Source organism: Pseudonocardia kujensis (assembly GCF_021283305.1).
In the GTDB taxonomy this organism is placed as follows: domain Bacteria; phylum Actinomycetota; class Actinomycetes; order Mycobacteriales; family Pseudonocardiaceae; genus Pseudonocardia; species Pseudonocardia kujensis.
This window is the reverse complement of record NZ_JAJSOK010000017.1, coordinates 86,033-111,161: the sequence shown is the minus strand read 5'-3', so window position 1 is coordinate 111,161 and position 25,129 is coordinate 86,033. Positions and strand designations below refer to the sequence as shown.

Genomic DNA, 25,129 nt, shown 5'->3' with positions numbered 1-25,129 from the left:
ACACCGTACGGGCTCCCTCTCAGAAGGAGGGCTGGGCTGGGCAGGGTTCAGGCTTGCCAGATGGTCTTGGTGTTGACGAATTCGCGGATGCCGTGTGCGGAGAGCTCGCGGCCGTATCCCGAGTCCTTCACCCCGCCGAAGGGGACCCCCGGGAACGAGGCGGTGAGTCCGTTGACGAACACGCCGCCGGCCTCGATCTCTCGGGTCAGCCGGTCGATCTCGTCGGGGTCGGTGGTCCAGACACTCGAGCCGAGTCCGAAGTCGGAGTCGTTGGCCTTCCGGAGGGCGTCGTCGAGGTCGGTGATGCGGTGCAGGCAGGCGACCGGGCCGAAGCACTCCTCGCGGAACAGCCGCATCGAGGCGGTGATGTCGGCGAGCACGGTCGCCGGGTAGAAGTAGCCCTCCCCGGCCGGTGTTCGGCCGCCGGTGAGCACGGTCGCGCCCTTGGCGACTGCATCGGCGACCAGGGCCTCGACGTCGCGCCGCCCGCGTTCGGTGGCCAGGGGCCCGAAGGTGGTCTTCTCGTCGCGAGGGTCACCGGCGACGGTGGCGGCCATGCCTTCGACGAACCGTGCGGTGAACTCGTCGTAGATGTCGGCGTGGATGTAGAAGCGCTTGGAGGCAATGCAGGACTGCCCGGCGTTCCCGACCCGGGAGTCGACGGCTGCCTTGGCCGCGGCAGCCACGTCGGCGCTGGGTAGCACGATGAACACGTCGGTGCCGCCGAGTTCGAGGACGGTCTTCTTGACGTTGCGGCCAGCCGCCTCAGCGATCGCCGCACCCGCGCCGACCGACCCGGTGAGCGTCGCCGCCCGGATCCGCCGGTCGGCGAGCAGCGGGGCCACGTCCCGGGCCTCGATCAGCAGGGTCGGGAAGCAGCCCGTCGGGAAACCCCCGCGCTCGAACAGCTCGCCGAGGTAGAGCGCGGACTGCGGGACGTTCGACGCGTGCTTGAGCAGGCCGGTGTTGCCGGCCATCAGGGCCGGCGCGGCAAAGCGCACGGTCTGCCAGATCGGGTAGTTCCACGGCATCACCGCGAGGATCACCCCGAGCGGGTCGAACCGGACGGTCAGAGCCGACGCCCCGACCGCAGCGGGCTCCACCGGGTGCTCGGGGCGCAGGTAGCGCTCGGCGTTGTCGGCGAAGTACCGCATTCCGGCCGCGGACTTCAGGGTCTCGGCACGGGCCGAGGCCAACGTCTTTCCCATCTCGGTGGTGATCAGGTCGGCGACCCGGTCGGCTTCGGCCTCGAGCAGATCGGCGGCGCGGTGCATCCATTCCGCGCGCTGGGCGAACGTCGTCTCCCGCAGCGCGTGGAACGCCGCATCCGCGGCCGCGACGCGCTCCTCGACCTCAGCTGCACTGTGCGCGGGGAACTCCCTAAGGAGCGTCCCGGTCGTCGGATCCACGGTAGCGATGGTCATGGCAATCCCTTCTCAATTTGCGTCCGAACGGCGAGAGCCAGGAGACCGAGGTCGACGATCAGGCACGACGCCTCCATGCGCACAGCCGACACAGTCGACACTGCAGCCGGTCCGGGGGTCTCGTCCCTGCGCAGGATCGGTCAACGATCTCCGGCAGGGCTGCCCAGCCCTACCGGCTCGGCGCCGGCGACGGCCATCCGACGTGCCAGCGCCGCTCCGGCCAGCCGTAGGTACCGAGACGGGTGCGCGATGGCGCGCCATGGGGCCCCGGCCAGCACTGACAAGTCCTCGGAAGCGCAGAACCGTCCCGACGTCGAGGCCGATACTTGGCCGGCGACGAGCAGTGTGGGGATACCTGCCGAGGCGGCAAGCCCAGCGACGTGGCTGGGCAGTTTCCCGGACCAGGACTGGACGTCGAACCTTCCCTCCCCGGTGACGACGACATCGGCGGTCGCGACTGCCGCCGGGAGCCCTGCCAACTCCCCCAGGAACTCACCTCCGGGAGCGACCTCGGCTCCCCAGGCCAGGAGGCCGAACCCCGTTCCGCCCGCTGCGCCTGCCCCTGCAGCCATCGCGTCGACGTTCAGGTACCGGGCGAGCCGGCGGAGATTGTGCTCGGCGATGACGGTCCCGGAAGGCGACAAGCCCTTCTGCGCGCCGAACACCGGTGCAGCCCCGTCCGGTCCGAGCAGGGGGTTGGCCACGTCGGTGAGGATTACGGCACCCCCTGGCGGGAGCGGACGCATACCGGTCAGATCCACCGTCTGGAGGCGGCCCAGGCCGCGGTTCCCCGGTGGGATCGGCGTGCCCGCGGCATCGAGCAGACGCGCGCCGAGCTCGACGAGGACACCGGCACCTCCATCGGTGGACGCAGACCCACCGAGGGCGAGTAGGAGCCGCGTCGCGCCGGCATCCAGCGCCGCGGCGATAGCTCGACCGAAGCCACGGGTGTGCGCATCGGCCGGGCGTGGTCTGTCGAGCAGGGTGAGTCCGCTACATCCCGCCAGCTCCACGACACCGGTCCCGTCGGGGAGCCGCAGCCAGTGGGTGTTTACGGGCCGGCCGTCAGGGCCGGGGACGGTCACGGCGACCCGCCGCGCGCCCGGGACGGCTGCTGCGACCGTGTCGAGCGTGCCCTCGCCACCATCAGCCAAAGGAAGTGGAAGGAGCGCATCATCGGGGCGGACCGTCGCCCATCCTTCCGCGACCAGGCGTGCCACGTCGATCGCCGACATCGAACCCTTGAACGAGTCGGGAGCGATCAGTACGCGTAGGGAGCCGGAGCCATCCGCCCCGATCATGTCGTCAGCCCCGTGCTCCGGTCGAAGAGCTCCGCCGTCTGCTCGGCAACCCAGGTGGGGTCGGCTTGCCATACAGCTTCGTTGAAGATCTCCACCTCGACGTCGCCCCGGTACCCGGCCTTCTGGACGGATTCTGTGATCGACTGCAGGTCGACATGTCCCTCGCCGGGCATGCCGCGGGCCAGCAGCGCATCGGGAGGCAGGGGCGTGATCCAGTCGCCGACCTGGTAGGAGGCGATCCGTCCGCCACACCCGGCCCGCGCGATCTGTTCGTTCAGGGCCGGGTCCCACCAGACGTGGAAGGTGTCGATGACCACGCCGACGGACTCGGCCGGGAACTGCTCGGCCATGTCGAGCGCTTGTCCGAGTGTGGATATGACCCCGCGATCCGCGACGTACATCGGGTGCATCGGTTCGATCGCCAGGACCACGCCGGCCCCTGCGGCGTGGTCGACCAGGGCCCCGACGGCCTCCCGCACCCTGGAACGCGCGCCGATCAGATCGCGGTCGCCGTCAGGGAGGCCTCCGGCGACGAGGACCAGCACAGGTGCCGAGCCGGGGGCGCCTGCGGCAGCCAGGACGGCGGTCTCGTCGATGGCCCGCTTGTTCTCGTCGAGGGCTGCCCTGTTCTCGCGGCCGGTGACGAACCCACCGCGGCACAGGCTGGACAAACGCAGACCGGAACCAGCCATGAGGGCGGCGGCCTTCGACAGCCCCACAGCGGCGACCGGCTCGCGCCACAACCCGATCGCCCCGATGCCGGCGCCTTCTGTGACCTGGAGCGCAGTGGCGAGGTCGGCGTGGCGGATCGTCGCCTGATTCAGTGACAGACGCGGATGTGCCGCGGTCATGCCAGGACCCGATCGCCAAGTCCGTGCACAGCGAGCAGCGCGTTCCAGCGCTGAGCGGCCAACGCCGGATCGGTCAGTGCTCCGGCCGCGTCGGCGAGTCGCACGATGCGGGACAGGTGCGGCAGACTCCGCGCGGCGTGCAGACCCCCGACCATCGCGAAGGCCGGTTGGTGTCCGTTGAGCCAGGACATGAACGCGACGCCGGTCTTGTAGAAGGATGTCGGCGCGGCGAAGATCTGCTGCGAGAGCGCCTCGGTGGGGCCGAGAATGCGGCGATAACCCGGTACGTCACCCTCGTCCAACGCCTGCAGGGCAGCGGAGGCCAACGGGGCGATGGCCGCAAAGGCACCGAGCAGCGCATCCGAATGTTGCTGCCCGTCCCCCTCAATCAGGCTGACGTAGTGGTAGTCGTCTCCGGTGAACATCGTGATTTCGTGAGGAAGTCTTGCCCGCAGGTCGACCTCACGACCCGCATCGAGCAGGCTAACCTTGATGCCGCGTACGCGGCCCAGGTTGTCGTTCATGATCCGTAGTACGGTGGCCGCGGGATCGGCACCGAAGTACCCGGCGAGTTGTGGATCGAACGCCTCGCCGAGCCAGTGCAGCACGACCGGCGCACCCGCTCGGTCCAGGACCTGGCGATACACCCACTCGTATTCGGCCGCAGAACTCGCGGCGCGGGCGAGATGACGGCTCGCCATGAGAACCACTCCGGCGCCGTGATCCTCCGCAAACTGCAGCTGCTCCACATAGGCATCAGCGATCTCGGACAGTGTCGCCGTCTCGGTCGCAAGATGATCGGTGTTGACCCCGACGACGAGTGCACCTCCGACCGAGGAGGCCTCAGCCGCAGTGCGGGTGATCAGCTCCCGGGTGGCGCCCGCATCCAGACCCATGTTGCGCTGGGCCGTGTCCATAGCGTCCGCGACCCCGAGCCCCCAGGACCAGAGGTGGTGTCGGAAGGCGAGGGTCGAGTCCCAGTCGACGTCCGCAGGTGCGCCCGGAACGTTGTCCCCGGTCGCGCGGGGGATGACGTGTGCTGCGGCGTAGGCGATCCGTGAACGCGGAGAGCGGCCGGGAGGGTACAGAGCGGGCGGGTCGGCAAGCTCATGGTCGGTGGTGTGTCCGTCGGGGTCGACCAAGGCGACGGTCCTCACGCCGTCGCTCCCCCGCTGGCCACGGACATCACCGGAGGGAGGTCGAGCGCCGGCAGCTCGATCCTCGCCCCGCTCGCCGAGCTGTGCAGCCCGGCCTCGGCCAGCCGTACGCCGCGAGCGCCCGCGAGCAGGTCGTAGGGGTGCGGATCACCGTCGACGACGTGCCGGATGAACTCCTCCCACTGGGCCTTGAACCCGTTCTGGAACACCTCGTTGTCCGGGACCTCGCTCCAGTCGGCCGCGAAGTCGTGAGTCTCGGCGAGATCGGGGTTCCACACCGGCCGGGGCGTGACGTCACGAGGCTGGATACGACAACCGAACAAGCCGGCGACCGCGCTGCCGTGGGTGCCGTCAACCTGGAACTCGACGAGTTCCTGACGGTCCACCCGCACGGCCCAGCTGGAGTTCAGCTGGGCGACCACCCCGCCGTCCAGCTCGAACACCGCGTACGCGGCGTCGTCGGCAGTGGCCTGGTAGGGCGTACCGGTCTCGTCCACCCGCGTTGCGATATGTGTCACAGCCCGCGCGTACACCGACCGGACTGTGCCGAAGAGGTTCTCCAGCAGGTAGTTCCAGTGCGGGAACATGTCGACGACGATCCCGCCACCGTCCTCGGCGCGATAGTTCCAACTCGGCCGCTGCGCCGGCTGTCGGTCACCCTCGAAGACCCAGTAGCCGAACTCTCCCCGCACCGACAGGATTCGACCGAAGAATCCGGAGTCGATCAGTCGGGCGAGCTTACGGAAGCCCGGCAAATACAACTTGTCGTGCACCACGCCGTTGCGGACCCCTGCGTCCCGCGCCAGTGCCGCCAGCTCGACGGCCTCGTCCACGGTTTCAGCAGTCGGCTTCTCCGTGTACACGGCCTTTCCCGCCGCGATGGCCCGCCGCAGCGCGGCCACTCGCGCCTTGGTGACCAGGAAATCCGCATAAATTTCCCACTGAGGATCACCGAGTGCAGCATCGAGGTCAGTGGTCCAGTCCGCCACATCGTGCCGGCGAGCCAGCTCGGCGAGCTTCGATCCGTCTCGTCCAACCAGGAGCGGCCGCACCTGCACCCGCTCGCCACTGCGCAGGGCCACCCCGCCCTCATCGCGCAGCGCAAGAACCGAGCGCACGAGATGCTGGCGATACCCCATCCGCCCGGTCGCGCCATTCATGATGATGCCGATGCTTCGCTGAGTCACAAAGCCCCCTGGATACCTCGATGGATCGAACGCTCGGATCAGCTGCGGAGTCGCAGATCCGCAGGCCGTGGACGCCGCTCCCGGCAAGCCTGCCCAGCGTCGGTAAGCGCTTTCCACGCTAGCCGTGGCCGCCCGCTCCGTCAAGCTGCCCGTGATGGCCGCTCGTGCCGCGTTCCCGGGGAAAGCGTTAGCATTCCCCGGTGAGCTCTCGACGGCGACCGCACTCGACTGAGCCGGGCTTGGGCATCGGTGGTGCTGCGACCCTCGCGGACGTCGCCGAACGGGCCGGCGTCTCCCTGGCCACAGCGTCGCGAGTGCTGAACGGCAGCACCCGTCAGGTGGGTGAGGCCCTGCGGGCACGGGTGCTTGCTGCGGCAACACAACTCGACTATTCGCCCAACGCACAGGCACAGGCCATGGCCCGGGGCAATACCGCGACGTTGGGGCTGGTGGTGCACGACATCGCCGACCCGTACTTCTCAAGTATCGCGGCCGGGGTCATCGACGCCGCCGAGGCGAGGGGAATGCTGGTCACGGTGGCCAGCACCCAGCGTGATCCCCAGGCGGAACTGCGCTACGTCGAGTTGCTCCGCCAGCAACGGGCGCAGTGTGTGGTGCTGGCCGGGTCACGCCTGGACGACCCCGCCCTGCTCGATCCTATGCGGGCCATCCTGCAGAAGTACATCCGCGGGGGTGGTCGAGCGGCATGCATCGGCCAGGACGCGCTCGGGGTCAGCAGCGTCGTAGTAGAGAACCGGCTCAGTTCGGCCGCACTCGCCGACGCGCTCTACCGCGACGGGCACCGCCGGTTCGCTCTCCTGGCAGGACCATCAGGCGTCCTCACCGCGCGCGACCGGGTCGAGGGCTTTTGCTTCACATTGGCCGAACACGACGTCGATCCCGCCCCCGAAGACGTGATCGCGTGTGACTTCACTCGCGACGGCGGCTACGCCGGCACCCGAGCGCTGCTCGAACGCAACTCCGGTCGGATGCCGGTCGACTGCCTGTTCGCCGTCAACGACGTCATGGCTCTAGGGGCGCTCGCCGCCCTGCGGGAAGCCGGACTGACTGTGCCGGACGACGTAGGCCTAGCCGGGTTCGATGACATCAGCTCACTACGTGACGTCGTGCCAGCCATGACCACGGTTCGCCTTCCCATGACTGGCATGGGTACGAACGCAGTCGAACTTGCCCTGGACGAGAACCCGGGAACAATTCGACGCCTACGCATTCCCGGTGAGGTACTCGTCCGCGACAGTACCCACCGAAGCCAAAGCACGGTGAGTGACTTCAGGTAGACGACAGCGGATTCTCTTCATCTCAGGGCGATGAAGACCCCGGCTACGAGGGCGCTGGCTCGGGCCCCAATCCCTAAACTATCCACAGATCAACGCGGCGAAGATCATGAGCAAGACCGCTGGCGTTGGACCGAATGAGCCCCAAGGACGTCCCGCGCTTCGGAACGCACGACACTGTGCCGCTTCCCGCGTGAATCTAACCGGAACTTCGCCACCTCTCCCGCTTCGAGACCACTGTCGGCCGGAGCCTTGGCAGCCCCACATCGAGCGGAGGTCTAGGTCAAGTCCGCTGGCGTGGTGTGTGACGGCTGACACGTGATCTTCTTGTTCTGTCAGGCACTGAGCGCCGGGATCGTGTCGGTGGAGCTCGGGGCTGCCCAGCACCGGGCCGGTCGCACACCACCTTGGTGGACGCCACTGAGGTCTACGCCGGTCACCGACAGCTGAGCAGAGCCATTGGGACGTGGGTCCTGGTGGGGGCCGTTGAAGAAGCAGCCGCGCCCTCAGCGAACAGGACTCGCTAAGGTAAACGCTTTCCGTGGTCGACGGTCGACGCTGCGTTGTCGATTCACCAGGGAACATCAACGGAACTGGTAGCTTGCTGGAGTCGAAGCCCCGAGGACTTCAGTCAGACCAGCTTCCGGTCAGGACCTTCAGCGGGATGTTGCTGTCCAGAGGTCAGTCGGTCGCCTGCAGGGCCGCCCGAGCAGGAACCGGGACCCCACCCTTGCCGGGGGCAGCGGAAGGCCTTAAGCTAGCTTGGAAAGCGCTTCCCACTGCCGACGTGGCGCGAAGGGATTGCAATGGAGCAGGCTGACGTACTGATCATCGGTGCCGGGGCGTCCGGCGGAGTTGCTGCGGGTGCGCTGGCGGAGGCCGGGTTCGACGTACTCTGTCTCGAGCAAGGTGATTGGCCGGACCGAGCTGACTACCCGGCGCAGCGCGGGACTTACGAGCTTGAGGCGCGCAAGCAGTGGTCGGGCAGCCCGAATGTCCGCAGAGATCCGTCTGACTACCCGATTAACGACACCGACTCGGCCGTAGTGCCGCTGATGTATGCAGGTGTCGGCGGCAGCATGATCATGTACGCAGGTGACTGGCCACGGCTGCTGCCATCAGACTTCCGGGTTCGCTCGCTCGACGGGGTTGCGGATGACTGGCCACTACGCTATAGGGACCTGCAGCCTTTCTACGAGCGCACGGATGTCGCGTTCGGAGTGTCAGGCGTTGGAGGCGATCCTGCCTACCCAGATGGCGCCGAGCCCCCCCTTCCACCACTTCCGATAGGCAAGATCGGCGCTCGGATGGCGGAGGCCCACGACAAACTGGGCTGGCACTGGTGGCCAGCCGCACAAGCTGTCCTGTCGGCGCCGCACCGGGGACGCCGCCCATGCGTGCAGTTTGGCGCGTGCATGCAGGGTTGCCCGGAGGGCGCCAAAGCCTCGACTGACCTGACTCATTGGCCTGCAGCGATCGCCGGCGGGGTCCGCCTTCTGACCGGGGCGCGAGTGTCGCGCCTCCTGATGTCGGACAACGGACTTGTGTCGGGAGCCGAGTTTGTGCGCTCAGACGGGTCTTGGCACATTGTTCGCGCCGGTGTAGTGATGCTGGCGGCGAACGCAGTCGGCACCCCCCGGATCCTGCTCAACTCAGCGTCATCGCGCTACCCGGATGGACTCGCTAACTCCAGCGGTTTAGTGGGGCGACGGCTTATGGTGCATCCCTTCGCGAACGTCACCGGATACTTCGACGACGATCTCGAGAGTTGGCGTGGCCACGTAGGCGCTAAGATCACCTCATACGAGTTCTATGAGACCGATACTTCTCGAGGCTTTGTACGGGGCGCAAAGTGGAGCCTCGCGCCGACCGGGGGACCGCTGAACGCGGCCCTGCCTACCCGTGCCGGCGACGAGGTTTGGGGCGACGCGCACCATGATCACGTGCGAAGACACCTCGGAAGGACCATCAGCTGGGGAATTTTCGGAGAAGACCTGCCGGATGAAACGAACCGCGTCATGCTCGACGCCGCTCTCACAGATTCATCAGGTATCCCCGCGCCGAAGATCACCTACTCGGTGAGCGAAAATTCGCGTCGCCTACTCGACTTTCACATTGCGCGAGCGGTCGAGTCGCTGCAGGCTGCCGGAGCCTACGACGTCGCCACTGAATCGTTGATGCCCTACTCTGGATGGCATCTGTTAGGAACGGCGCGAATGGGAGATGATCCGCAGACGTCCGTTGTCAACCAGTACGGAAGATGCCACGACATCCCGAATCTCTACATCGTAGACGGGAGCGTGTTTGTCACATCGGGTGGGGTGAATCCGACCAGCACAATTACCGCCTTGGCTTTGCGCTCCACCGAACAGCTCATCGCGAATCGTCGTAATCAGCAGACCGTTGCCTGAGCGTAAGAGCGGAGCGGCCATGAGCTTCTCGTTAACTCAATCGGAGACGCTGGACATTCCGGGTAGTTGTCGCGACTGGCTGGGCAGGGTTGCTGACAAGCTAATCCCAGCTTCTGCGACGATGCCCGCGGCGAGCGAGGCGGGCGTACGCGCCGGACAACTCGACGTTGCTCTGCGAGCACGCCCGGATCTCGTACGAGGCCTGCTTCGCGCGTGGTTGAGCACGAGTACTTTACCTCCGAGCGAGGCTCTAGAGAAACTGAAGGAGCTGGATGGGTCTGGATATCAGGCGGTGCTTCTGATTGTTGCCGGCAGCTATTATTCGAATCCTGAAGTTCGCGATCTACTGGGTTATTCAGGTCAGCAGCCGCGGACGGTTCAGATCGCAGACGACATCGATGAGGAGATGCTCTTACGTGTAATTGAGCGAGGCTCGATCTATCGCCCGGCATGATCTACCGCTATTTGCGGAGGGGGAGAAGAGTATACATTCTCAGCTATGAGTCGGCGGGACTAAAGACGGGTCGGCAACTGATGGCGACGAAGGCCCGGCGATCGTGTAGAGGACAAGAATGGGCAGCCAGACTTGCCGGCACCGCCGGAGCGTATTGGCGGGCACTCATGCTCCAAAAGAGGCAGGGATAGCATCCCTGGCAGCAACCATCTTCCGAGCAGCTCAGCTCGTGAGCGGGACACCCGCCCGAGATGACGCCTCGCTGCGTGGTGTGGATCGTGAGCGGCGGTCGGCTAGGAGGTGAGTCACATCGCGCGCTGCGCATGATCCACGACTCCCAAGCCGGGAATTCCCGAGGAGGGTCATTTCCGTGTCGGGTGGGTTCGCAGGGTCCGGTCGGTCAGGGTGAGCAGGGTGAGGCCCAGGCTGATGCCGATCATGATCCAGGCGATGAGGTGGATTCCGTGGTCGCTGACCTGGTGGTGGAAGACCATGCCGGTGATGGCGGAGGAGGCGATCGACCCGACGTAGCCGAAGGTCCGCAGCAGGCCGGACGCGACGCCGAGCTGTTCGGGTGGGGCGTTGGTGTAGAGCGCGGTCTGGTAGCCGGCGACGCCGAAGCCGGTCGAGGCCCCGAACAGGAACGTGAGGATGGCGACGACGCCGATCCACACGCTGGAGTCGAGCAGGAGCACTCCGGCTGAGCCGACCAGCGCGGTCACGGCGGCCGCGATGGCGGGGCCGCGGACCAGGTTGCGGCGCGAGATGAGCGCTATGACAATGCCGGAGACAAGGGTCATGGGTAGTAGCAGCAGACCGGACTGTAACTCGCTGTAGCCCCGTACCGCCTCGATCCACTGGGTGACACCGTAGAGCACGACGTACTGGCAGAGCATGAGCAGCCCGAAGAGCACGTAGGTGTTGGTCAGCGCGGGCCGCGCGGCGAGCAGCCGGACGTCGAGGAAGGGACTGGGCACCCGACGCTCCCAGAGAACCAGTGCGACCCACAGCACGATCGAGACCGCCAGGATCCACCAGTGGGCTGCGGGGAGGTTGAACAGGAAGACCAGCAGCGCCAGCATCGCGGCGGCGAAGCCGACGATCCCCGCCACGTCGAGACGCGCGGCGACCTCGCGCACGCCGTGTCGTTGTAGTGGTCGGTCGGCCTTGACCCATGCCAGGGTCGCAGCGAGCGTGATGAGCGCGACGGGAATGTTGACGAAGAAGACGGCTGGCCACCCGAAGCTGCTGACGAGGAGACCGCCTATCGGCAGGCCCAGCGAGGCGGTCGCGACCCCGACGATCTGGAGTCCGCCGAGCACCAGGCCCGGCGGCTGATCCATGCCCACCTCGCGGGCGCGCTGACGGATCAACAGCATCGCAGTCGGGTAGGCGCACGAGGTGCCCAGGCCGATCAGGACCCGACTGACCAGCAGGGCGAGCATATCGTGCGCAATCCCACCGACCAGCCCACCCACAGCCACCGCGATGATGCCGGCGAGCAGGACGCGACGCGACCCGAACACCTCCGCGGCCTTACCCGCGGTGGGCTGCGCTACCGCGCTGGCCAGATAGAGCGCGGTGACCAGCGTCGCAGTCTGCCCGATCGACACGCCGATGCTGTGTGCGATCGGGACCAGCGCGGTGGCGATGAGCGAGCTGTTGACCGGGTTGAGGACCGAGGCGAGGTAGAGCGGCGTGGTGAAACGCCACGAGAACGGGCGTTCCCCGATCGTCCCGGTCGATGTCCTCGAGGTCATCGAGGGTCTGCGGCGAGCAGCGCCACGACGTCTTCGGTGCTGCCGGTCTCCGCGCGCTGCGGGAAAAGGTGAGTCACCGAGAACTCGTGACGGACCGGGTTGGGATCGGCCATCGCGTCGATCGGGGTGGTGACGTGGAAGCCGAGTTCGAAGGCCTGCTGCACGGTGGCAGCGATCCCATCGCTGGTTGCGACGCCGGTGATGACCACCTGCGTGACACCTTGGCCGCGGAGGTAGTCCTCGAGGTCGGTGCCGGTGAATGCGCCCGGGGTGCGCTTGGTGACCAGCTTGTCGGGCTCCCCCAGCTCGGGGACGACCGGTAACGCCTGCTCGGGCATCTCGAAGGGCGCGCCGTCGGGATTGTGGTCGCTGCGCACGCCGGGGGCGCCAGCGACGTTGACCAGGACGACCGGAAGGCCGTACTTGCGGAAGGTGTCGGCCAGCCGGGCGGCGCGGGCGACGACATCGGCGGCGGTGTGTGGTGCCATGTCGATGCCGATGCTGCCGGCCTGCAAGTCGATGACGACCAGCGCGGTCTTGGGGTCGAGGGTGGTGATGGGCATGATGAGCTGCGACTCCTTCTAGGAGAAGAGCCGATCGAGCAGCGTGTGCGCCTCGGCGAGGGTCTGCTGTTCGGCGGGGGAGAGCGTCTCGAGCTGTTTCGCGAGCCAGTCGGTCCGAGCACTGCGACCCTCGGCGATGAGGGCCCGGGCCTCGTCCGCGGCGGTGACGACCTTCTGACGGCCGTCGCTCGGGTCCGGCGTCACCGACACCAGACCGCGCTCGCGCAGCGCCGCGACGGTCGCGCCCACCGACTGAGACCGGACGCGTTGGCGGCGCGCCAGCTCGGTGATCGTCATCGGGCCGTCCCGGAAGACACACCCCAGGGCTTCGGCCTGGCTGGCGGTCAAGCCTCCCCGGCCGCCCTGCTCACGCAGCACCCGCTGGGCTCGGCCGAAGATCTCCCGCAGAGACTGCGCCAGATCCGTCGTGTCGGTCACGCACCTCAGTCTACCCGGTACGAAGCCAACCTACAAAGTTACCTTCGTACTGCGTCTCCACCCTACGGATCGCCCGCCTGGCCCCGCCCCACTCGACGCCGGCGGCAGCGCCGGACAGTCCCGCCCGGTTGAGGAGGCGTTCGGCGTACTAGCAGTTCGCGGTGTCGACGAAGGTGTCGCCCATCAGGACCGAGCCGCGGCAGCTCCCGGGCGGCCTCCGCGTAGACCGTCACCGGTCTGCGCACGTCCGCCGCCTCCTCGGGCGAGAACAATCATGATCGACCAACGCCGCACAGTGTGCTCATCGTGATGACCGGAGCCGACGACAACGGCGAGTAGGGAAGAGCCCAACTCCTTGCCCACCGCCGTACGCTCACGCCCGAGCGAGGAGGCGTTTGGCGTACTGGTAGTTCGCGTTGTCGACGAAGATGTCGCCCATCATGGTCGAGCCGCGACCGCACCGGGCGGCCTCCTCGTAGGCCGACACCAGCCTGCGCGCCTCCGCCACCTCTTCGGCGGACGGACCGAACACCTCGTTGAGCGTGCCGACCTGGCTCGGATGGATGCACGAGGCGCCGGTGCTCCCCATCGACCGCGACAGCTCGGCCAACGCGCGGAACGCGTCCATGTCGGCGTAGGAGACGATGAGTCCCGAGAGACCGAGCGGGACCCGGCCCGCCGCCCTGGTCGCCTGGACGACCTCGGCGAAGGCGTGCCGGATGGCGGGGCCGTCCGGCGTGGCCCGCATCTCCAACGACAGGTCGCCGATGCCGACCGACGCCGCGACGACGCGGTCGCTGGCCGCGACGATGTCGTCGATCTTCCGGACCCCTCGAGCGGACTCGATGAGCGGGATGACCTTCACCGCCGGGCTGGTGCCGTCTCCCTCGAGCTCGCACAGGGCCTCGTCGACGGTGCGGATCACGCTCGGGTCGTCGCTCTTGGGCACGATCACCATGTCGACCTTCGCCCGCACCGTGGCCTTGAGGTCGGAGATCATGACCGTCCACGGCCGGTTGACGCGGACCGCCACGCTGGCCGTACCGGACCGCAGGGTCGACACGGCGTCGGCGAGGCCGTCTCGGGCCGCGGCTTTGTGCTCGGCGGGGACGGCGTCCTCGAGGTCGAGGATCACCGCGTCCGCCGCCGAGGACGCGGCGCTGCGGACGAACCGCTCGCGGTTGGCGGGGACGTAGAGCATCGACCGCCAGCCCACATCCCTCAAAGAACCAGGCTCGACAGAATCAGACATTGCCGACCTCGATCGATGCCGTGCCGAGGACGCCGCGCGCGACGAGGTCGCGCAAAGCCTCATCGGAGAGTCCGATCTCGGCGAGCACCTCGTCGTTGTGCTCGCCGAGCCGGGGCGCCGGCCTGCGCAGACCGGACGGCGTCCCCGACATCCGCGGCACGACGTTGTGCATGGCGACCGTCTCCGGCTCGTCGTCGCGTCCGGGGACGTCGACGTAGACCTCGCGGGCGAGGAAATGGGGATCCCGGCGCGCATCGGACATCGACAGCACCGGCGCGATCGTGATCCCCTGCCCGCGCAGGATCTCCAGGACCTCGGCCGACGGCCTGGCCTCCACCCAGCGGCCGATGATCGCGTTGATCTCGGCGCGATGGTCCAGCCTGGCCTGGTAGCTCCGGAAGCGGGGGTCGCGCAGGACCTCGGGTTCGCCGATCGTGGCGAACAGGCGCTCGACGATGCGTTCGGCTCCCGCGGACAGAGCCAACCACTTGCCATCCGAGGTCTTGAACACCCCCTTGACCGACGAGGCGCGGGTCCCCTCGCCCCGAGCGGGCAGGTGACCCAGCTGGTCGAGCAGGGCGTCCGGGCCCATCATCGAGGCCAGCGGCTCGAACAGCGACACGTCGATCGTCTGGCCTCCGCCACCCCCGCGCGCGTGGAGAATGGCGGCGACCGTCGCAGTCGCCGCGTACAGTCCGGCGATCATGTCGGCGAGCGCGGTGGGCGGGGCGGCCGGTGGCCGGTCGGCGTAGCCGTTGCGGTACATGAACCCCGAGACGGCCTCGGCCAGGGTGCCGAACCCGGGCATGCGGGAGTACGGCCCGGTCTGTCCCCACCCGGAGATGCGGGTGACCACCAGCTTCGGGTTGGCCTGCAGGAGGACCTCCGGGCCCAGGCCCAGCTTCTCCAGAGTTCCCGGCCGGAAGTTCTCGACGAGCGCGTCGGCGGTCCGGACGAGTTCGAGGAGGATGTCGCGGCCCTCCGCCGACTTCAGATCGATGCTGACGGATCGCTTGTTGCGGTTGTAGACCGTCCAAAACGCGGCGACGCCGGCGATGCGGCCCCCGCGCAGCTCGTCGCCACCATCGGGACGCTCGATCTTGATCACATCGGCGCCCAGGTCGGCCAGCACGACGCCGCAGTGCCCGCCGGAGACGAGGCGGCTGAGGTCGAGCACCCGGCAGCCCAGCAGCGGGCCGACGGCGTCGGGCTCGAAGGGCCGGGGAACGGTGGACGTCATGAGGGGGTCTCCAGAAAGGTCGGGTCGACGACGGCGAGCGGGCGGACGGGCGACCCGGTGGCTCCGACGAGGCGCAGCGGGATCATCAGGAACCAGAAGCTCGTGACGCCGTGCGCGGCGAGCTCCTCGAGGTCGAGCACCTCGATGATGTGGATGCCGTGGTCGACCAGCAAGACGTGGTGGGCGGGCATGTTCGAGTGGCCGATGCCGGGCAGGATCTGGTCGAAGGCGATGGTGTCGGCGCCGACAGCACGCACCCCCCGGTCCGCCAGCCACTGCGCGGCCGGCCCCGTGACACCCGGTGCGCCGTCGCGGTGTCCGACATACGTCTGCGCGTCCGCGTAGGTCTGGGACCACCCGGTCCGGACGAGGACGACGTCGCCGGGCTCGACGGCCGCCGCACCCGCCGCGTCCAGGTCGTCCACCGTGACGCCGTAGCCCGCCTCGAGCCGGTCCAGGCCGAGTGCGCGCGGGATGTCGAGCAGCCTGCCCCGGCACAGCATCGGCGGGATCGTCTCGGCGCCCAGGGCCTGGTGCCGGCCACCGACGCTGTTGGCGACCGCGTCGATACCGCCGTGCAGCTTGCCGTAGGCGGCGACGTGGGCCAGGGCGTCGACATGCGTGCCCACATGCCCGCCGAAGGTGATCAGCTCGTTCGACCCGGACCCAGCACCCCGCATGAGGTCACCGTGGCGGCGCAGCAGCGCCATCTGGAACCCGGGGTGGCTCGGCGAGCACGGCATGCCGTTCTCGAGCGGTCGCGACAGGTCGAAGACCTGGACCGGGCGCCCGATCAGGGCCCCGAGCGCCTCCTGGGTCCGGTCAAGCATAGCTGCTCTCCTCGAGGCGGTCGGAACCCGCGACACCGGCGGCGGTGTCCCTGGGGAAGAGCCGGCAGTGTTCGCGATCCACCCGCAGCCGGACAGGACCCGGTTCCCACCGCTCCCGTGCCGAGACAGTCACGCTCTGCCCGTCGCAGTCCACGACGTACCGGTAGGACGAGCCCACGAACATCCGCGAGGTCACGGCCCCCCGCAGTGGGGCGACGTCGGGGTCGGCTCCGGGGGCCATCAGCTCGACGTCCTCGGGGCGCACCATCACCTGGACGCCGCCGAGCGGGCCGTCCTCGGGGACCGCCACGGTCTGCCCGCCACCGTCGAGCCGCACCCGGCCGGGCGCATCGACGGTGCCGTCGAGCAGGTTCGCGGATCCCAGGAACGACGCCACGAAGGGCGTCGCCGGACGCCGGTAGATGTCCTCCGGTGCTCCCTCCTGCTCGATGCGGCCATCGTTCATCACGATGACCCGGTCGCTCATGGCCAGCGCCTCATCCTGGTCGTGGGTGACGAAGACGGTCGTCAGCCCGACCGACGCTTGGAACTCCTTAAGCCAGCCGCGGGCCTGTTCACGCAACTTTGCGTCCAGGTTGGACAGTGGTTCGTCGAGGAGCAGGACGCCCGGCGAGTAGGTGACCGCACGGGCCAGGGCCACCCGTTGTTGCTGCCCGCCGGACAGCTGGTGCGGGTAGCGGTCGGCCAACGCGTCGAGGCCGACCATGGCGAGTGCCTCCCGGACGCGCGAGCCGATCTCCGGCTTGCGCACCTTGCGCAGCCGCAGCGGGTAGCCGACGTTCTCGGCGACCGACATGTGCGGCCAGATGGCGTAGGACTGGAACACCACCCCGCAGTTTCGCTTCTCCGGCGGCCGGTTGACCGACCGGGCGCTGTCGAACAGCACGTCCGCCCCGCACGTGATCGAGCCCCGGCTGGGATTCGTCAGCCCGGCGATCGACATCAGGGTCGTGGTCTTGCCGCAGCCACTCGGGCCGAGCAGGGTCAGGAACTCGCCGTCGCGAGCGGTGAAGCTGACGTCGTCGATGGCGGTCTTGTCCGCATAGTCGAGCCCGAGGGCCGACACGGTGATGTCAGGCACGAGGTCTCACCCCCCAGGCGAGTCGTCCGATCGACACCGCGAGCGCGGTGATCGCGATTTGAATGACGCCCAGCGCGGCCACCGGCCCGGTGAACCCGGCCGCCCACTGCTTGAGCATCGTCACGCCCAGCACCTCGTTGCCGGTGGTCACGAGGAAGACGGCCGGGTCGTAGTCGTTCAGGAGCGAGACGAACATCAGGATGAAACATCCGGCGAGCGCCGGACGCAGCATCGGCACCACGATGTCGCGGCAGGTCCGCAGCCAGGACGCGCCGCTAGTGCGGGCGGCGGCGTCCAGCTCGGTGCTGATCGCCAGCAGGCTCGAGTGGATCGCGGCGTAGCCGACGGCGGTGTTGCGCACGATGAAGGCGAGCATGATGCCCCACACCGTCGTCCGCAGCGGCTCGAGGGGCGCCACGAGGACGAAGACCCAGAAGGTGCCGACGCCGACGACGATGCCCGGCAGCGCCCGCGGGTAGAAGAGGACCGGCGGGAGGCTCGCGCGCAGCCGGAACCGCGAGCGGTGGGCCACCAGGGCCGCCAGCGTCAGGCCTGCTGTCGCCAGCACCGCGCCGACCACGCCGATCAGCAGGCTGTTCGTGATCGAGCGCAGCAACGCGGCGTTCGAGAACACGGTCTCGAAGTGCCGCGACGTGAGCATGCTCCAGGGCGACACACCCGGCGCGAAGATGTTGGTGATCGACGTCATCACCAGCCCGACCACCGGGAGAACAATGGCGACTAGCGCGTAGCACCAGACGAGGAGCACCAGCGGCCACCGCAGCGCCCTCAGGTGCAGGCTCCGCGCGGCCGACGGTTTGCCGGCCGCGGTCGTGTACCGGCCCCCGTCGCCTTCGACCCGGGTCCGCAGCCACAACAGCAACGTCACGAGGAGTAGCAGGCCGGAGGCCGCGGCCGACACGGTTCCCTGGCGCTCCGGGTCGCTCGTCCATGTCCGGTAGAGATACGTCGACAGGGTGTCGATGTCGACCGGGCCGCCGAGGATCAGCGGCAGGCCGAGCGTCTCGAACGCGATCATCACGATCAGGATCGCAGCGGTCAGCAGGGCCGGTCGCAGCATCGGAAGGGTAACCGTCCACAGCACCCGCGCCGGGCCGGCGCCCGCGGTGAGCGCAGCGCTCTCGATGGAGGTGTCGAGCGCAGACAGCCGCGCCCGCACCATGAGGTATACCAGCGGGACGGTCTTCTCCAGGGTGACCAGCGCCATGCCGGGGATCGAGTACAGATTCCACGGGGTCGACCCGAGCTGTCCGGCGGCCCAGGAGGAGACGAACCCGCTGGGCGAGTACATGGTGACCCAGCCAAGCGTCACGCCCAGCCCCGGGAACAGCAGCGGCGCGACCATGACCACGCTCAGCGCGCGACGCAGCGGTAGGTCGGTCCGCCCGACCAGCACCGCGAGCCCGGCCCCGATGACCACGCCGGGGACCGCCGCGAACAGAGCGAACAACGCGGTGTTGCGAAGGGCCGCCCAGAAGGCGGGATCCTCGGCCAGCGCGGCGAAGTTGCCCAGCGTCAGGATCCCGCCGGACTCGTAGAGCGGGCGGTCCACGAAACCGGCGTAGACGACCGGAACGATCGGACCGAAGATCAGCACGATCACCAGCAGCCAAGTGCCCCACTGGACGAGCCGGTCCGCCCCGCCCTCGCCCCCACGGCGGAGCGCCGGCACCGACGGGGAGACCGATGTCGAGGACGTCACGTGTTCCGGGCCTCGGTCAGCCGGGCGGCGAAGGCCGCCTTGTCGGTGCGCATCGCCTCGTCGAGGGGGACCATCAGCACGTTGTCCGCCCCCACCTCGTCACGGACCTTCTTGACGGTGAAGTCGCCGCAGGTGTCGGCGACGTCGTCGCGGACCGCGGTCAGCCCGCTGGAACACGCGACGGTCTGGCCCGGCGCCGAGAGGAGGTAGTCCTGCAGCAACGCCGCGGCGTTGGGGTGCGCGGCACCCTCGACCGCGGCGGCGTAGCGGGGCACCATCGTGGTCCCGTCCGCCTCGTAGCTCCAGCCGACGATCGAGTCGAGGCCGTTCGGCTTGAGCAGGCCGCGGACCAGCCCGGACTGGAAGTAGCCCGCGGTGTACTCGCCCCGGGCGATCTTCTGCGTCATCGATCCGCCGTTGAGCTCGTACCGGGTCGCCGGGGCCAGCTGCCCGAAGGTCGTCCATGCGTCATCGCGGTCCTTCGCGAACGTCCACATCTGGGCGTATCCGTTCTCGCTGTCGATGTCGTACGTGGCGAGCTTGCCCGGGTTGCCGGGGGCCAGGGCGGCGACGTCGGCGAGGGACCTCGGCGGGCTGTCACCGAGCGCCGCCTTGTTGTAGACGATGATCGACGGGTCAGCGGAGATCGCGTAGACGCCCGGACGTGGCTTGGCGTAGTCCGGCAGGTCGGCGTCGAACGCCGACGTGCGCGGCGCGAGCGCGTCGGCCAGGTCGAATAGCGTGCTCGGTGAGCTGTCGATCACCAGGTCGGCCGTCGGAGCGCCGGAGCTCCGCTCCGAGCGCAGCCGCTGGACCAGCTCCGGACCGTTGAGGCTGACCGGGGAGATCGTGACCCCCGGGTAGGCCTGCTGGAACTTGGGGATCAACGCGTCCCACAGCTCGTCGGGCGAGTTGGTGTAAACAACGACCTGCCCCTCGGCCTCGGCCGCGCTCACCACCTCCGCGGAGATCTGGGACGGTCTGGACGTGTCGGCGGTGATCTCGGAACCGTCCGAGCCGCCCTGAGCGCCGCCGCACGCGGACAGCACCAGCACGGCGGACACGGCAAGCGTCACGCCCTGGAGAGCGAACCTCATTGTTTGCCATACCTCTCGTGTCGAGCCCGAGCCGATGGATGGCACCCGTCACACCCGCCGGCGCCAAGAAGCGTAGGTCACCAGCACGCCTTTTGCAATAGCATCGGTGGGTGATGTGGCAGAAGCGCGTTGCACCTAGGCTGAGGCTTGGCTCAGAGGGAGGGAACGTGCCGCAACCGATCGGTGGCCTCGACTCGACATCGCTGGCCGAGCGCGCCTACCAGCACCTGCGGGACGCGATCGTCGACGGCTCGCTGGAGCCCGGCGAGCGGGTGACCGAGCGTGGGCTCGCCGCGCGGCTCGCAGTGAGCCCCACACCAATCCGTGAAGCCATCAAACGTCTCGAGGCCGACGGCCTCCTCGAACGACGAAGCCCGCGGACGGTTCTGGTGGCCAGCCCCGCCCGCGCCACCCCGGAGCAGCTCGCCGAGGTGGAGATCGCCCTGCGCGGCCTGGTCGCGCGGCTCGCCGCCGTCCACGCCACCGACGACGACATCGCCCACCTCGCCCGGCTCCTAGAGGATGCCGAGGACCAGAGCAGGCTCTACGCCGCCCGCGTCGCGGAAGGTCTGCCCATCGATGGTCACGCCGAGCAGCTCTACGCCTGTGTGCAGGAGTTCAACTCCGGCGTCCTGGCCAGCACACACAACCCAGTACTGATCCGCCTCTTCGAACAAACCCGCGCTCTCTCCAGCGTCGAACGCCGCGAGCGATCCCTCGAGCGCCTGCGCAAGGACCCGACCTTCGGGCGTTCACGCTGGGACAGCCACCGCAACACCTTGGATGCCATCCGCGCCCGCGACCCCGAACGCGCGGAGCACATCGCGATCGAACGCGCACGAAGTGCAATAAACGACCTGACTGGACCGCCTGAATAGATGTCCCGCCCGCAGAGGTTGCTGACGCGGTCGCGGGTGGCGTCCGCCGAGCACGGCGTGGGGCCGGTGGAAGTTGTAACTGGGCAGCTAACTCGGGAGCGAGGCGCCAGGGACCGTTTCAAGATCGGCTCTGGCTCAGAAGAGGTGGTCGGCCCGGCGTGTCCTGTTCGGGTGACGGTGTAGGTCTGTGATCGTCACTGCCCGTGCGCGTTCGTGATCTTGCCGCTGCTCTGATCCCTGAGCTGTCTGCGGTAGTCATTGACGAAGTCCATGACTCCGGCGCCGTGGTGCGGCTGCGCCCCCGGACAACCGTCTCTGACGGGGTCTGCCCACGCTGCGCCCGATCTCGGTGAGCACGGTCTTGGTACGGGTGCCGTTGCGCAAGTTCCCTCCGTCGCGGCCTGCGAGGTCGTGGCGGTCGTAGCCCAGGTGCTCGCTCATCTCCGCTTCCAGCGCGGTCTCGAGCAGCGTCTTGGTCAACCCGGTGAGCAGCCCGCCCGGGCCGACGAGCTCTACGCCCTCGGCCCGAGCCGCTTCCACGAGTTGTTGAGCGAGTTGTTGCTGGTCGAACCGGCCCGGTGGCATGGGCTCGATCGTGTCGGTCATCGCTGGTCCTTCCCCCGGGACACGCCCGGAGCTACAGACCAGTTACACCGAAGATCAGACACTCCCGCGGACCGCTGCTGGTGATCCAGGAGTTCGCCTCGATCGAGGGGTTCTGGCAGCACAGCAGGACCGTGGCGGAGCAGATTCCGCAGTTCGGCGCCCTCCTAGTGAAACCCCCTGTGCCGCCGGCCCTGTTCGAACCGGTGCTCCAGTAGGAACGGCTCAGACATCCCATGACGAAGCGGTGTCAAGCGGCGGCAGTTGTGTGGTGGGCCCAGGCAGTGGTGTCGTCGTAGCTGGCCTGGATCTTTAATGCACCTATGCAGAATCCCGGCCAGGCGATTGCCGAGTTGGCGCAGCGCGGCGTGATGCCCCACCCCGGCGCCCCGCATCGTTGTAGACCCCGGCCCCGGGTGAGCCGCGCAAGACGCAGAACGCCCACCGGTGGATCACGTCACCGAGGCCGCGGTTGCGGGCGTAGCGGGCCAGCGCACGGTCTTGCTGCCCGACGCCCGGGTGATCGGTGAGGAAAGCAGCGCCTTTGCCCGCAGACGGCTACGTCTGCGCGTTCTGGGCCCTTACCGAGCCTGTCACTAAGCCTAGTGGTGGATCGGTGCGCTCACGAGGATCGGAGGCCGGACAGCATTAGCTCGACGTGCCGCTTGATCGAGTCCGTTGTGGCCGCTTGCGGGGTGACCATGAGCTGCAGACCGACGCCGCGCAGCTGGCCCACCACGAGGACGGCGACCGTGTCGGGGTCGGCGTCGGCACGGATCGTGCCTTCTTCGATGCCTTGCTGCACATCGGCCGCAACCTGTCCCCGAAACGTGTGGTCACGCTTCTCGAATATCGGGCGCAGCGTAGGGTCTGCGCCGGCCGCTTCTGCCCACATGAGCAGGGCTGCCTGACCGGCCGGCGCGAAGTTGCTGAGCCCGTCGATGTACCAGAGGCAGCGGGCGACCAGCCGCTCGAACCCGGTGAGCCCGGCGTCCGGCATGCTGAACCGGGCCGCGGCCGCCTCGGGCAACGCGGCGATGAGCGCCTCGCGGGTCCCGAAATGATGGTTGACGATTCCGCGGCTGTAGCCGGATTCCTCGCCTACCGCCGCGATGCTCAGCTTCCGGGACCCTTGCGTAGCGACCAGCCGTAGGGCCGCGTCCAGTACTCGCCGCTCGGCCTCTGCGCGGCGCTGCTGCTGAGTGCGGCGAGGTCTTGGGGCCGCGCTTCCGGCTTTCGGCATCGTCCGGCTTCTCCTCGCGCTCCCTGGACTTGGCCCTTCCTCGTCACGACGGGCGGCCGGTCGTCAATCCTCTTCGTTGCTTGTCACCACACAAGCATCTGCTCGACGGACCACGGTTGCCGCCGGAAGACGGTGAGGATGGCATGACGTCCTCGTGCGCCGCGAGCACCTGGTCAGTTTCCCGCCGGAACGGTTGGCTGGAGCACAGATTCGATGAGTGCGTCCGTGCGATAATGACTGCCGGCCTGATACTCGGGATCGCGAATCATGTCGGCGAAGTGCTGCCGACTCGGATACCGGACCAACAGGACCATGTCCCAGGCTTGCCCATCCTCGGCAACCAGAGCACGCTCGCCGGTTCCCGCGTAGAGGACATCCGTCTGGTAGCGCGCGGAAATCCCCGTCTCGTTCAAGTACTGTGCGTATCTCCGGTAGCTCTCCCGGCCCCCGTCGGGTCGGAACCGCAGCAGGTTGAGCATCACGACGGGCCCGCTCGGGTCCTCGGCCAGCAGCGCGTCGAGTTCCCGGTCCTCAATCTCGATCATCACAGCCCTGCCTTCGCTGTCGACGGAACGTTCCCAACAAGATACTTGATGGACAGCACGCAAGTTAAGCGGGGTCTCCTCCGGCCGCCCGGAACCCGCCCATCGCCACGACCCGGCCTCCGTCGCGGAAGGTCTGGTCGCGGGCGGGCCAGGTCGTCAGCGCGGCGCCGAGCGACCGGGACCAGGTCGAGCAGCGTGCCGGTCCTCACCTGCGACGACATCGCTCAGGTCGGTGATCACAGTGACGAACCGGTCGCTGTGAGCGCCGAACGCGTGCGCCCACTTGTGCTCGTCAACCCCGATCGCCCGCACGCCGTCGAGGCAGGCCGGGCCGGCGGCGAGCAGCAGAGCCTCGGTCGCAGCGACCGCGACGCTGTTCACTGTGTCCCAGGAGCGGCCGAGCTCCCGGGTGACTGCGGCGACGGTGGCCTTGTCGATCGCCAAGCGCGCAGCACGTAGTCCGCGCATCGCGGGGTGGTCGAGGCCCGGGGACGGGCCAGACGGGGACGAGTCGTGAACAAAGATCTCGAGGGCGCAGTCGTCCTGCACGCACCGGTAGCGCGGCACCCGCGCCCGTAGCTGCAACGGATGTCCCGCCACCGGGACATCGCTGGCCCGGCGCTCGGTGCTGTCGCGGTAGACCCCGGTCAGCCCGCAGCCCGGGCAGTCGCCGGGCCCGTCGGTGAGCAGCTCGCACCACAGCACCGTGGTCTCGCCGTCGAGGGCGGCGTTGGTGATCCGCACCCCGAGCTCGAAGGTACCGAGGATCGTGTCGGCCACGATCTGAGCGGGCGGGCACGCATGCTGCGACATCGGGTCCCCGGATGCTTGACGGTACTGGCGTAGGAACCTGCATCATCAACTTCTCGGGGCCCACCTCAGCGCAGCGACACGACCGCACTCCCGCGGTCGATCACGCTCTCACCTGCACTCCAGATCCGGAAGAGCCAGGTTAGCCCGCCCCACCGACAGTCCAACGCCACTGCGCCGGACTGTCTAGCGGCGTCTGACGGAGCTACTAGATGGGATTCCCTCCATTATCCCAGCTAATTGCGCGCCCAGGCAGCTTGCGCAACCCGCGTAGCGCGAGGCCTCCCCATGCCGCACCCCGGGTAGTACCAACGCGGTCCCCGTCGGCTTTCCCTTCGATCCGCGGCGAGAGGTGGGGCTTCAGTCGTACTTGAGTTCACTGCCTCGGGTTCGCTTCAGCTCAGAGAAGTGGGGGTTGCGCGCAATTAGAATAGTTCCGTCAAACATATCCAACGCGTCTTGACCTCTAGGGATCGCAGTGAGTATAGGCCCGAAGAAGGCAACGCCGTCTACATGAATTGTGGGAGTTCCGACATCTAGGCCTACCGGCTGCATCCCAGCCGCATGACTCTTCCGCACTGTCTCGTCGTACTGGCTCGCATCCGCAACGTCGATGAGCTGACTCATGCCGACTTCCGCCAAGGCGCGGCGGATAACCTCGTCTCTGGGACGAACTCGTTCGACGTGAAATAGGCGGCCGAAGGCCGCGTAGTACCCACGGAGCCCTGCCTGACCGAGGTGTTCCTCGACTGCGGCTGCGACGCGAACGGGTCGCCAGGCGCTGTCAAGGCCCCTTTCAGCCTCGGGGGCATGTCCTTCGCGCCCGTCGTTGAGAATGGCCAGGCTCATGATTCGAACGCTTAGTTCGATGGTTCGCTGCGCCTCAACTTCGCAGAGCCAGCCATATGCGATCCAGGCGAACGGGCATACAGGATCGACGTAGAGGTCGACCTTACTCATCACTC

Annotated in this window: 23 protein-coding genes and 1 pseudogene; 5 read left to right on the top strand and 19 right to left on the bottom strand. The window is 68.1% G+C overall.

Features of this window, described 5'->3' with window-relative positions; all coding sequences use genetic code 11:
• Window positions 1–47: 47 nt before the first annotated feature.
• From aldh to LWC35_RS14755, 5 genes are all read right to left on the bottom strand, one after another.
• Window positions 48–1,424 (bottom strand): aldehyde dehydrogenase AldH, encoded by a 1,377-nt coding sequence (gene aldh / locus LWC35_RS14775; protein WP_269804151.1) that lies wholly within the window; start codon window positions 1,422–1,424, stop codon window positions 48–50.
• Window positions 1,425–1,564: 140 nt separating this feature from the next.
• Complete coding sequence (locus LWC35_RS14770) at window positions 1,565–2,725, bottom strand: glycerate kinase (RefSeq protein WP_232870688.1); 1,161 nt, start codon at window positions 2,723–2,725, stop codon at window positions 1,565–1,567.
• Window positions 2,722–3,576: a sugar phosphate isomerase/epimerase family protein gene (locus tag LWC35_RS14765; RefSeq protein WP_232870687.1), complete on the bottom strand. Its 855-nt coding sequence runs from the start codon at window positions 3,574–3,576 to the stop codon at window positions 2,722–2,724. The genes LWC35_RS14770 and LWC35_RS14765 overlap by 4 nt, the downstream gene beginning before the upstream one ends.
• Window positions 3,573–4,733, bottom strand: a complete 1,161-nt coding sequence (locus tag LWC35_RS14760) for a dihydrodipicolinate synthase family protein (RefSeq protein ID WP_232870686.1) — start codon at window positions 4,731–4,733, stop codon at window positions 3,573–3,575. The genes LWC35_RS14765 and LWC35_RS14760 overlap by 4 nt, the downstream gene beginning before the upstream one ends.
• Entirely contained in the window at window positions 4,730–5,920 is a 1,191-nt protein-coding gene (locus tag LWC35_RS14755) for a Gfo/Idh/MocA family protein (RefSeq protein WP_232870685.1), read from the bottom strand. Before LWC35_RS14755 ends, LWC35_RS14760 begins: the two co-directional genes overlap by 4 nt.
• A gap of 200 nt (window positions 5,921–6,120) precedes the next feature.
• Between LWC35_RS14755 and LWC35_RS14750 the strand changes: the two genes are divergently transcribed.
• From LWC35_RS14750 to LWC35_RS14740, 3 genes are all read left to right on the top strand, one after another.
• Window positions 6,121–7,218: a LacI family DNA-binding transcriptional regulator gene (locus LWC35_RS14750; protein ID WP_232870684.1), complete on the top strand. Its 1,098-nt coding sequence runs from the start codon at window positions 6,121–6,123 to the stop codon at window positions 7,216–7,218.
• A gap of 803 nt (window positions 7,219–8,021) precedes the next feature.
• Window positions 8,022–9,626, top strand: coding sequence for a GMC family oxidoreductase (locus LWC35_RS14745; protein WP_232870683.1), 1,605 nt, complete (start codon window positions 8,022–8,024; stop codon window positions 9,624–9,626).
• Between the two features lie 19 nt (window positions 9,627–9,645).
• Window positions 9,646–10,080: a hypothetical protein gene (locus LWC35_RS14740; RefSeq protein WP_232870682.1), complete on the top strand. Its 435-nt coding sequence runs from the start codon at window positions 9,646–9,648 to the stop codon at window positions 10,078–10,080.
• A gap of 362 nt (window positions 10,081–10,442) precedes the next feature.
• Here LWC35_RS14740 and LWC35_RS14735 read toward each other — a convergent pair whose 3' ends face one another.
• The 9 genes from LWC35_RS14735 to LWC35_RS14695 form a co-directional block, all read right to left on the bottom strand.
• On the bottom strand, window positions 10,443–11,840 hold the full coding sequence (locus LWC35_RS14735; RefSeq protein ID WP_232870681.1) for an MFS transporter: 1,398 nt from the start codon (window positions 11,838–11,840) through the stop codon (window positions 10,443–10,445).
• Entirely contained in the window at window positions 11,837–12,403 is a 567-nt protein-coding gene (locus LWC35_RS14730; RefSeq protein ID WP_232870680.1) for an isochorismatase family protein, read from the bottom strand. Before LWC35_RS14730 ends, LWC35_RS14735 begins: the two co-directional genes overlap by 4 nt.
• Window positions 12,404–12,421: 18 nt before the next feature.
• Complete coding sequence (locus tag LWC35_RS14725) at window positions 12,422–12,841, bottom strand: MarR family winged helix-turn-helix transcriptional regulator (protein ID WP_232870679.1); 420 nt, start codon at window positions 12,839–12,841, stop codon at window positions 12,422–12,424.
• Between the two features lie 373 nt (window positions 12,842–13,214).
• Window positions 13,215–14,042, bottom strand: coding sequence for an HpcH/HpaI aldolase/citrate lyase family protein (locus LWC35_RS14720; RefSeq protein WP_232870678.1), 828 nt, complete (start codon window positions 14,040–14,042; stop codon window positions 13,215–13,217).
• Between the two features lie 43 nt (window positions 14,043–14,085).
• A complete protein-coding gene (locus LWC35_RS14715) occupies window positions 14,086–15,333 on the bottom strand; it encodes a CaiB/BaiF CoA transferase family protein (RefSeq protein WP_232870677.1) in 1,248 nt (415 codons plus the stop codon).
• On the bottom strand, window positions 15,330–16,163 hold the full coding sequence (locus LWC35_RS14710) for a cyclase family protein (protein ID WP_232870676.1): 834 nt from the start codon (window positions 16,161–16,163) through the stop codon (window positions 15,330–15,332). Before LWC35_RS14710 ends, LWC35_RS14715 begins: the two co-directional genes overlap by 4 nt.
• The gene (locus LWC35_RS40270) at window positions 16,156–17,265 is read right to left on the bottom strand and encodes an ABC transporter ATP-binding protein (protein ID WP_232870675.1); all 1,110 of its coding nucleotides are present in this window, start codon (window positions 17,263–17,265) and stop codon (window positions 16,156–16,158) included. Before LWC35_RS40270 ends, LWC35_RS14710 begins: the two co-directional genes overlap by 8 nt.
• Window positions 17,258–18,988, bottom strand: a complete 1,731-nt coding sequence (locus LWC35_RS14700; protein ID WP_232870674.1) for an ABC transporter permease — start codon at window positions 18,986–18,988, stop codon at window positions 17,258–17,260. The genes LWC35_RS40270 and LWC35_RS14700 overlap by 8 nt, the downstream gene beginning before the upstream one ends.
• A complete protein-coding gene (locus LWC35_RS14695) occupies window positions 18,985–20,085 on the bottom strand; it encodes an ABC transporter substrate-binding protein (RefSeq protein ID WP_232870673.1) in 1,101 nt (366 codons plus the stop codon). Before LWC35_RS14695 ends, LWC35_RS14700 begins: the two co-directional genes overlap by 4 nt.
• A 167-nt stretch (window positions 20,086–20,252) precedes the next feature.
• Here LWC35_RS14695 and LWC35_RS14690 point away from each other — a divergent pair, with 167 nt between their 5' ends.
• Window positions 20,253–20,963 (top strand): GntR family transcriptional regulator, encoded by a 711-nt coding sequence (locus LWC35_RS14690; protein WP_232870672.1) that lies wholly within the window; start codon window positions 20,253–20,255, stop codon window positions 20,961–20,963.
• A gap of 300 nt (window positions 20,964–21,263) precedes the next feature.
• Here the strand turns inward: LWC35_RS14690 and LWC35_RS14685 are convergent.
• A pseudogene (locus LWC35_RS14685) lies at window positions 21,264–21,569 on the bottom strand (transposase); the annotation flags it as partial.
• An 80-nt stretch (window positions 21,570–21,649) separates the two neighbouring features.
• On the opposite strand from LWC35_RS14685, the gene LWC35_RS39230 reads away from it, so the two are divergent.
• Window positions 21,650–21,784 carry a hypothetical protein gene (locus tag LWC35_RS39230; RefSeq protein ID WP_269804149.1) on the top strand — a complete coding sequence of 45 codons (135 nt, stop codon included), beginning with the start codon at window positions 21,650–21,652 and terminating at the stop codon, window positions 21,782–21,784.
• 404 nt (window positions 21,785–22,188) lie between these two features.
• Here LWC35_RS39230 and LWC35_RS14680 read toward each other — a convergent pair whose 3' ends face one another.
• From LWC35_RS14680 to LWC35_RS14665, 4 genes are all read right to left on the bottom strand, one after another.
• The gene (locus LWC35_RS14680) at window positions 22,189–22,809 is read right to left on the bottom strand and encodes a TetR/AcrR family transcriptional regulator (RefSeq protein ID WP_232870671.1); all 621 of its coding nucleotides are present in this window, start codon (window positions 22,807–22,809) and stop codon (window positions 22,189–22,191) included.
• A gap of 173 nt (window positions 22,810–22,982) precedes the next feature.
• The gene (locus LWC35_RS14675; RefSeq protein ID WP_232870670.1) at window positions 22,983–23,354 is read right to left on the bottom strand and encodes a DUF1330 domain-containing protein; all 372 of its coding nucleotides are present in this window, start codon (window positions 23,352–23,354) and stop codon (window positions 22,983–22,985) included.
• Window positions 23,355–23,510: 156 nt separating this feature from the next.
• The gene (locus LWC35_RS14670; protein WP_232870669.1) at window positions 23,511–24,134 is read right to left on the bottom strand and encodes a transposase family protein; all 624 of its coding nucleotides are present in this window, start codon (window positions 24,132–24,134) and stop codon (window positions 23,511–23,513) included.
• A gap of 390 nt (window positions 24,135–24,524) precedes the next feature.
• Window positions 24,525–25,124 (bottom strand): mycothiol-dependent nitroreductase Rv2466c family protein, encoded by a 600-nt coding sequence (locus tag LWC35_RS14665; protein WP_232870668.1) that lies wholly within the window; start codon window positions 25,122–25,124, stop codon window positions 24,525–24,527.
• Window positions 25,125–25,129 lie beyond the last annotated feature (5 nt).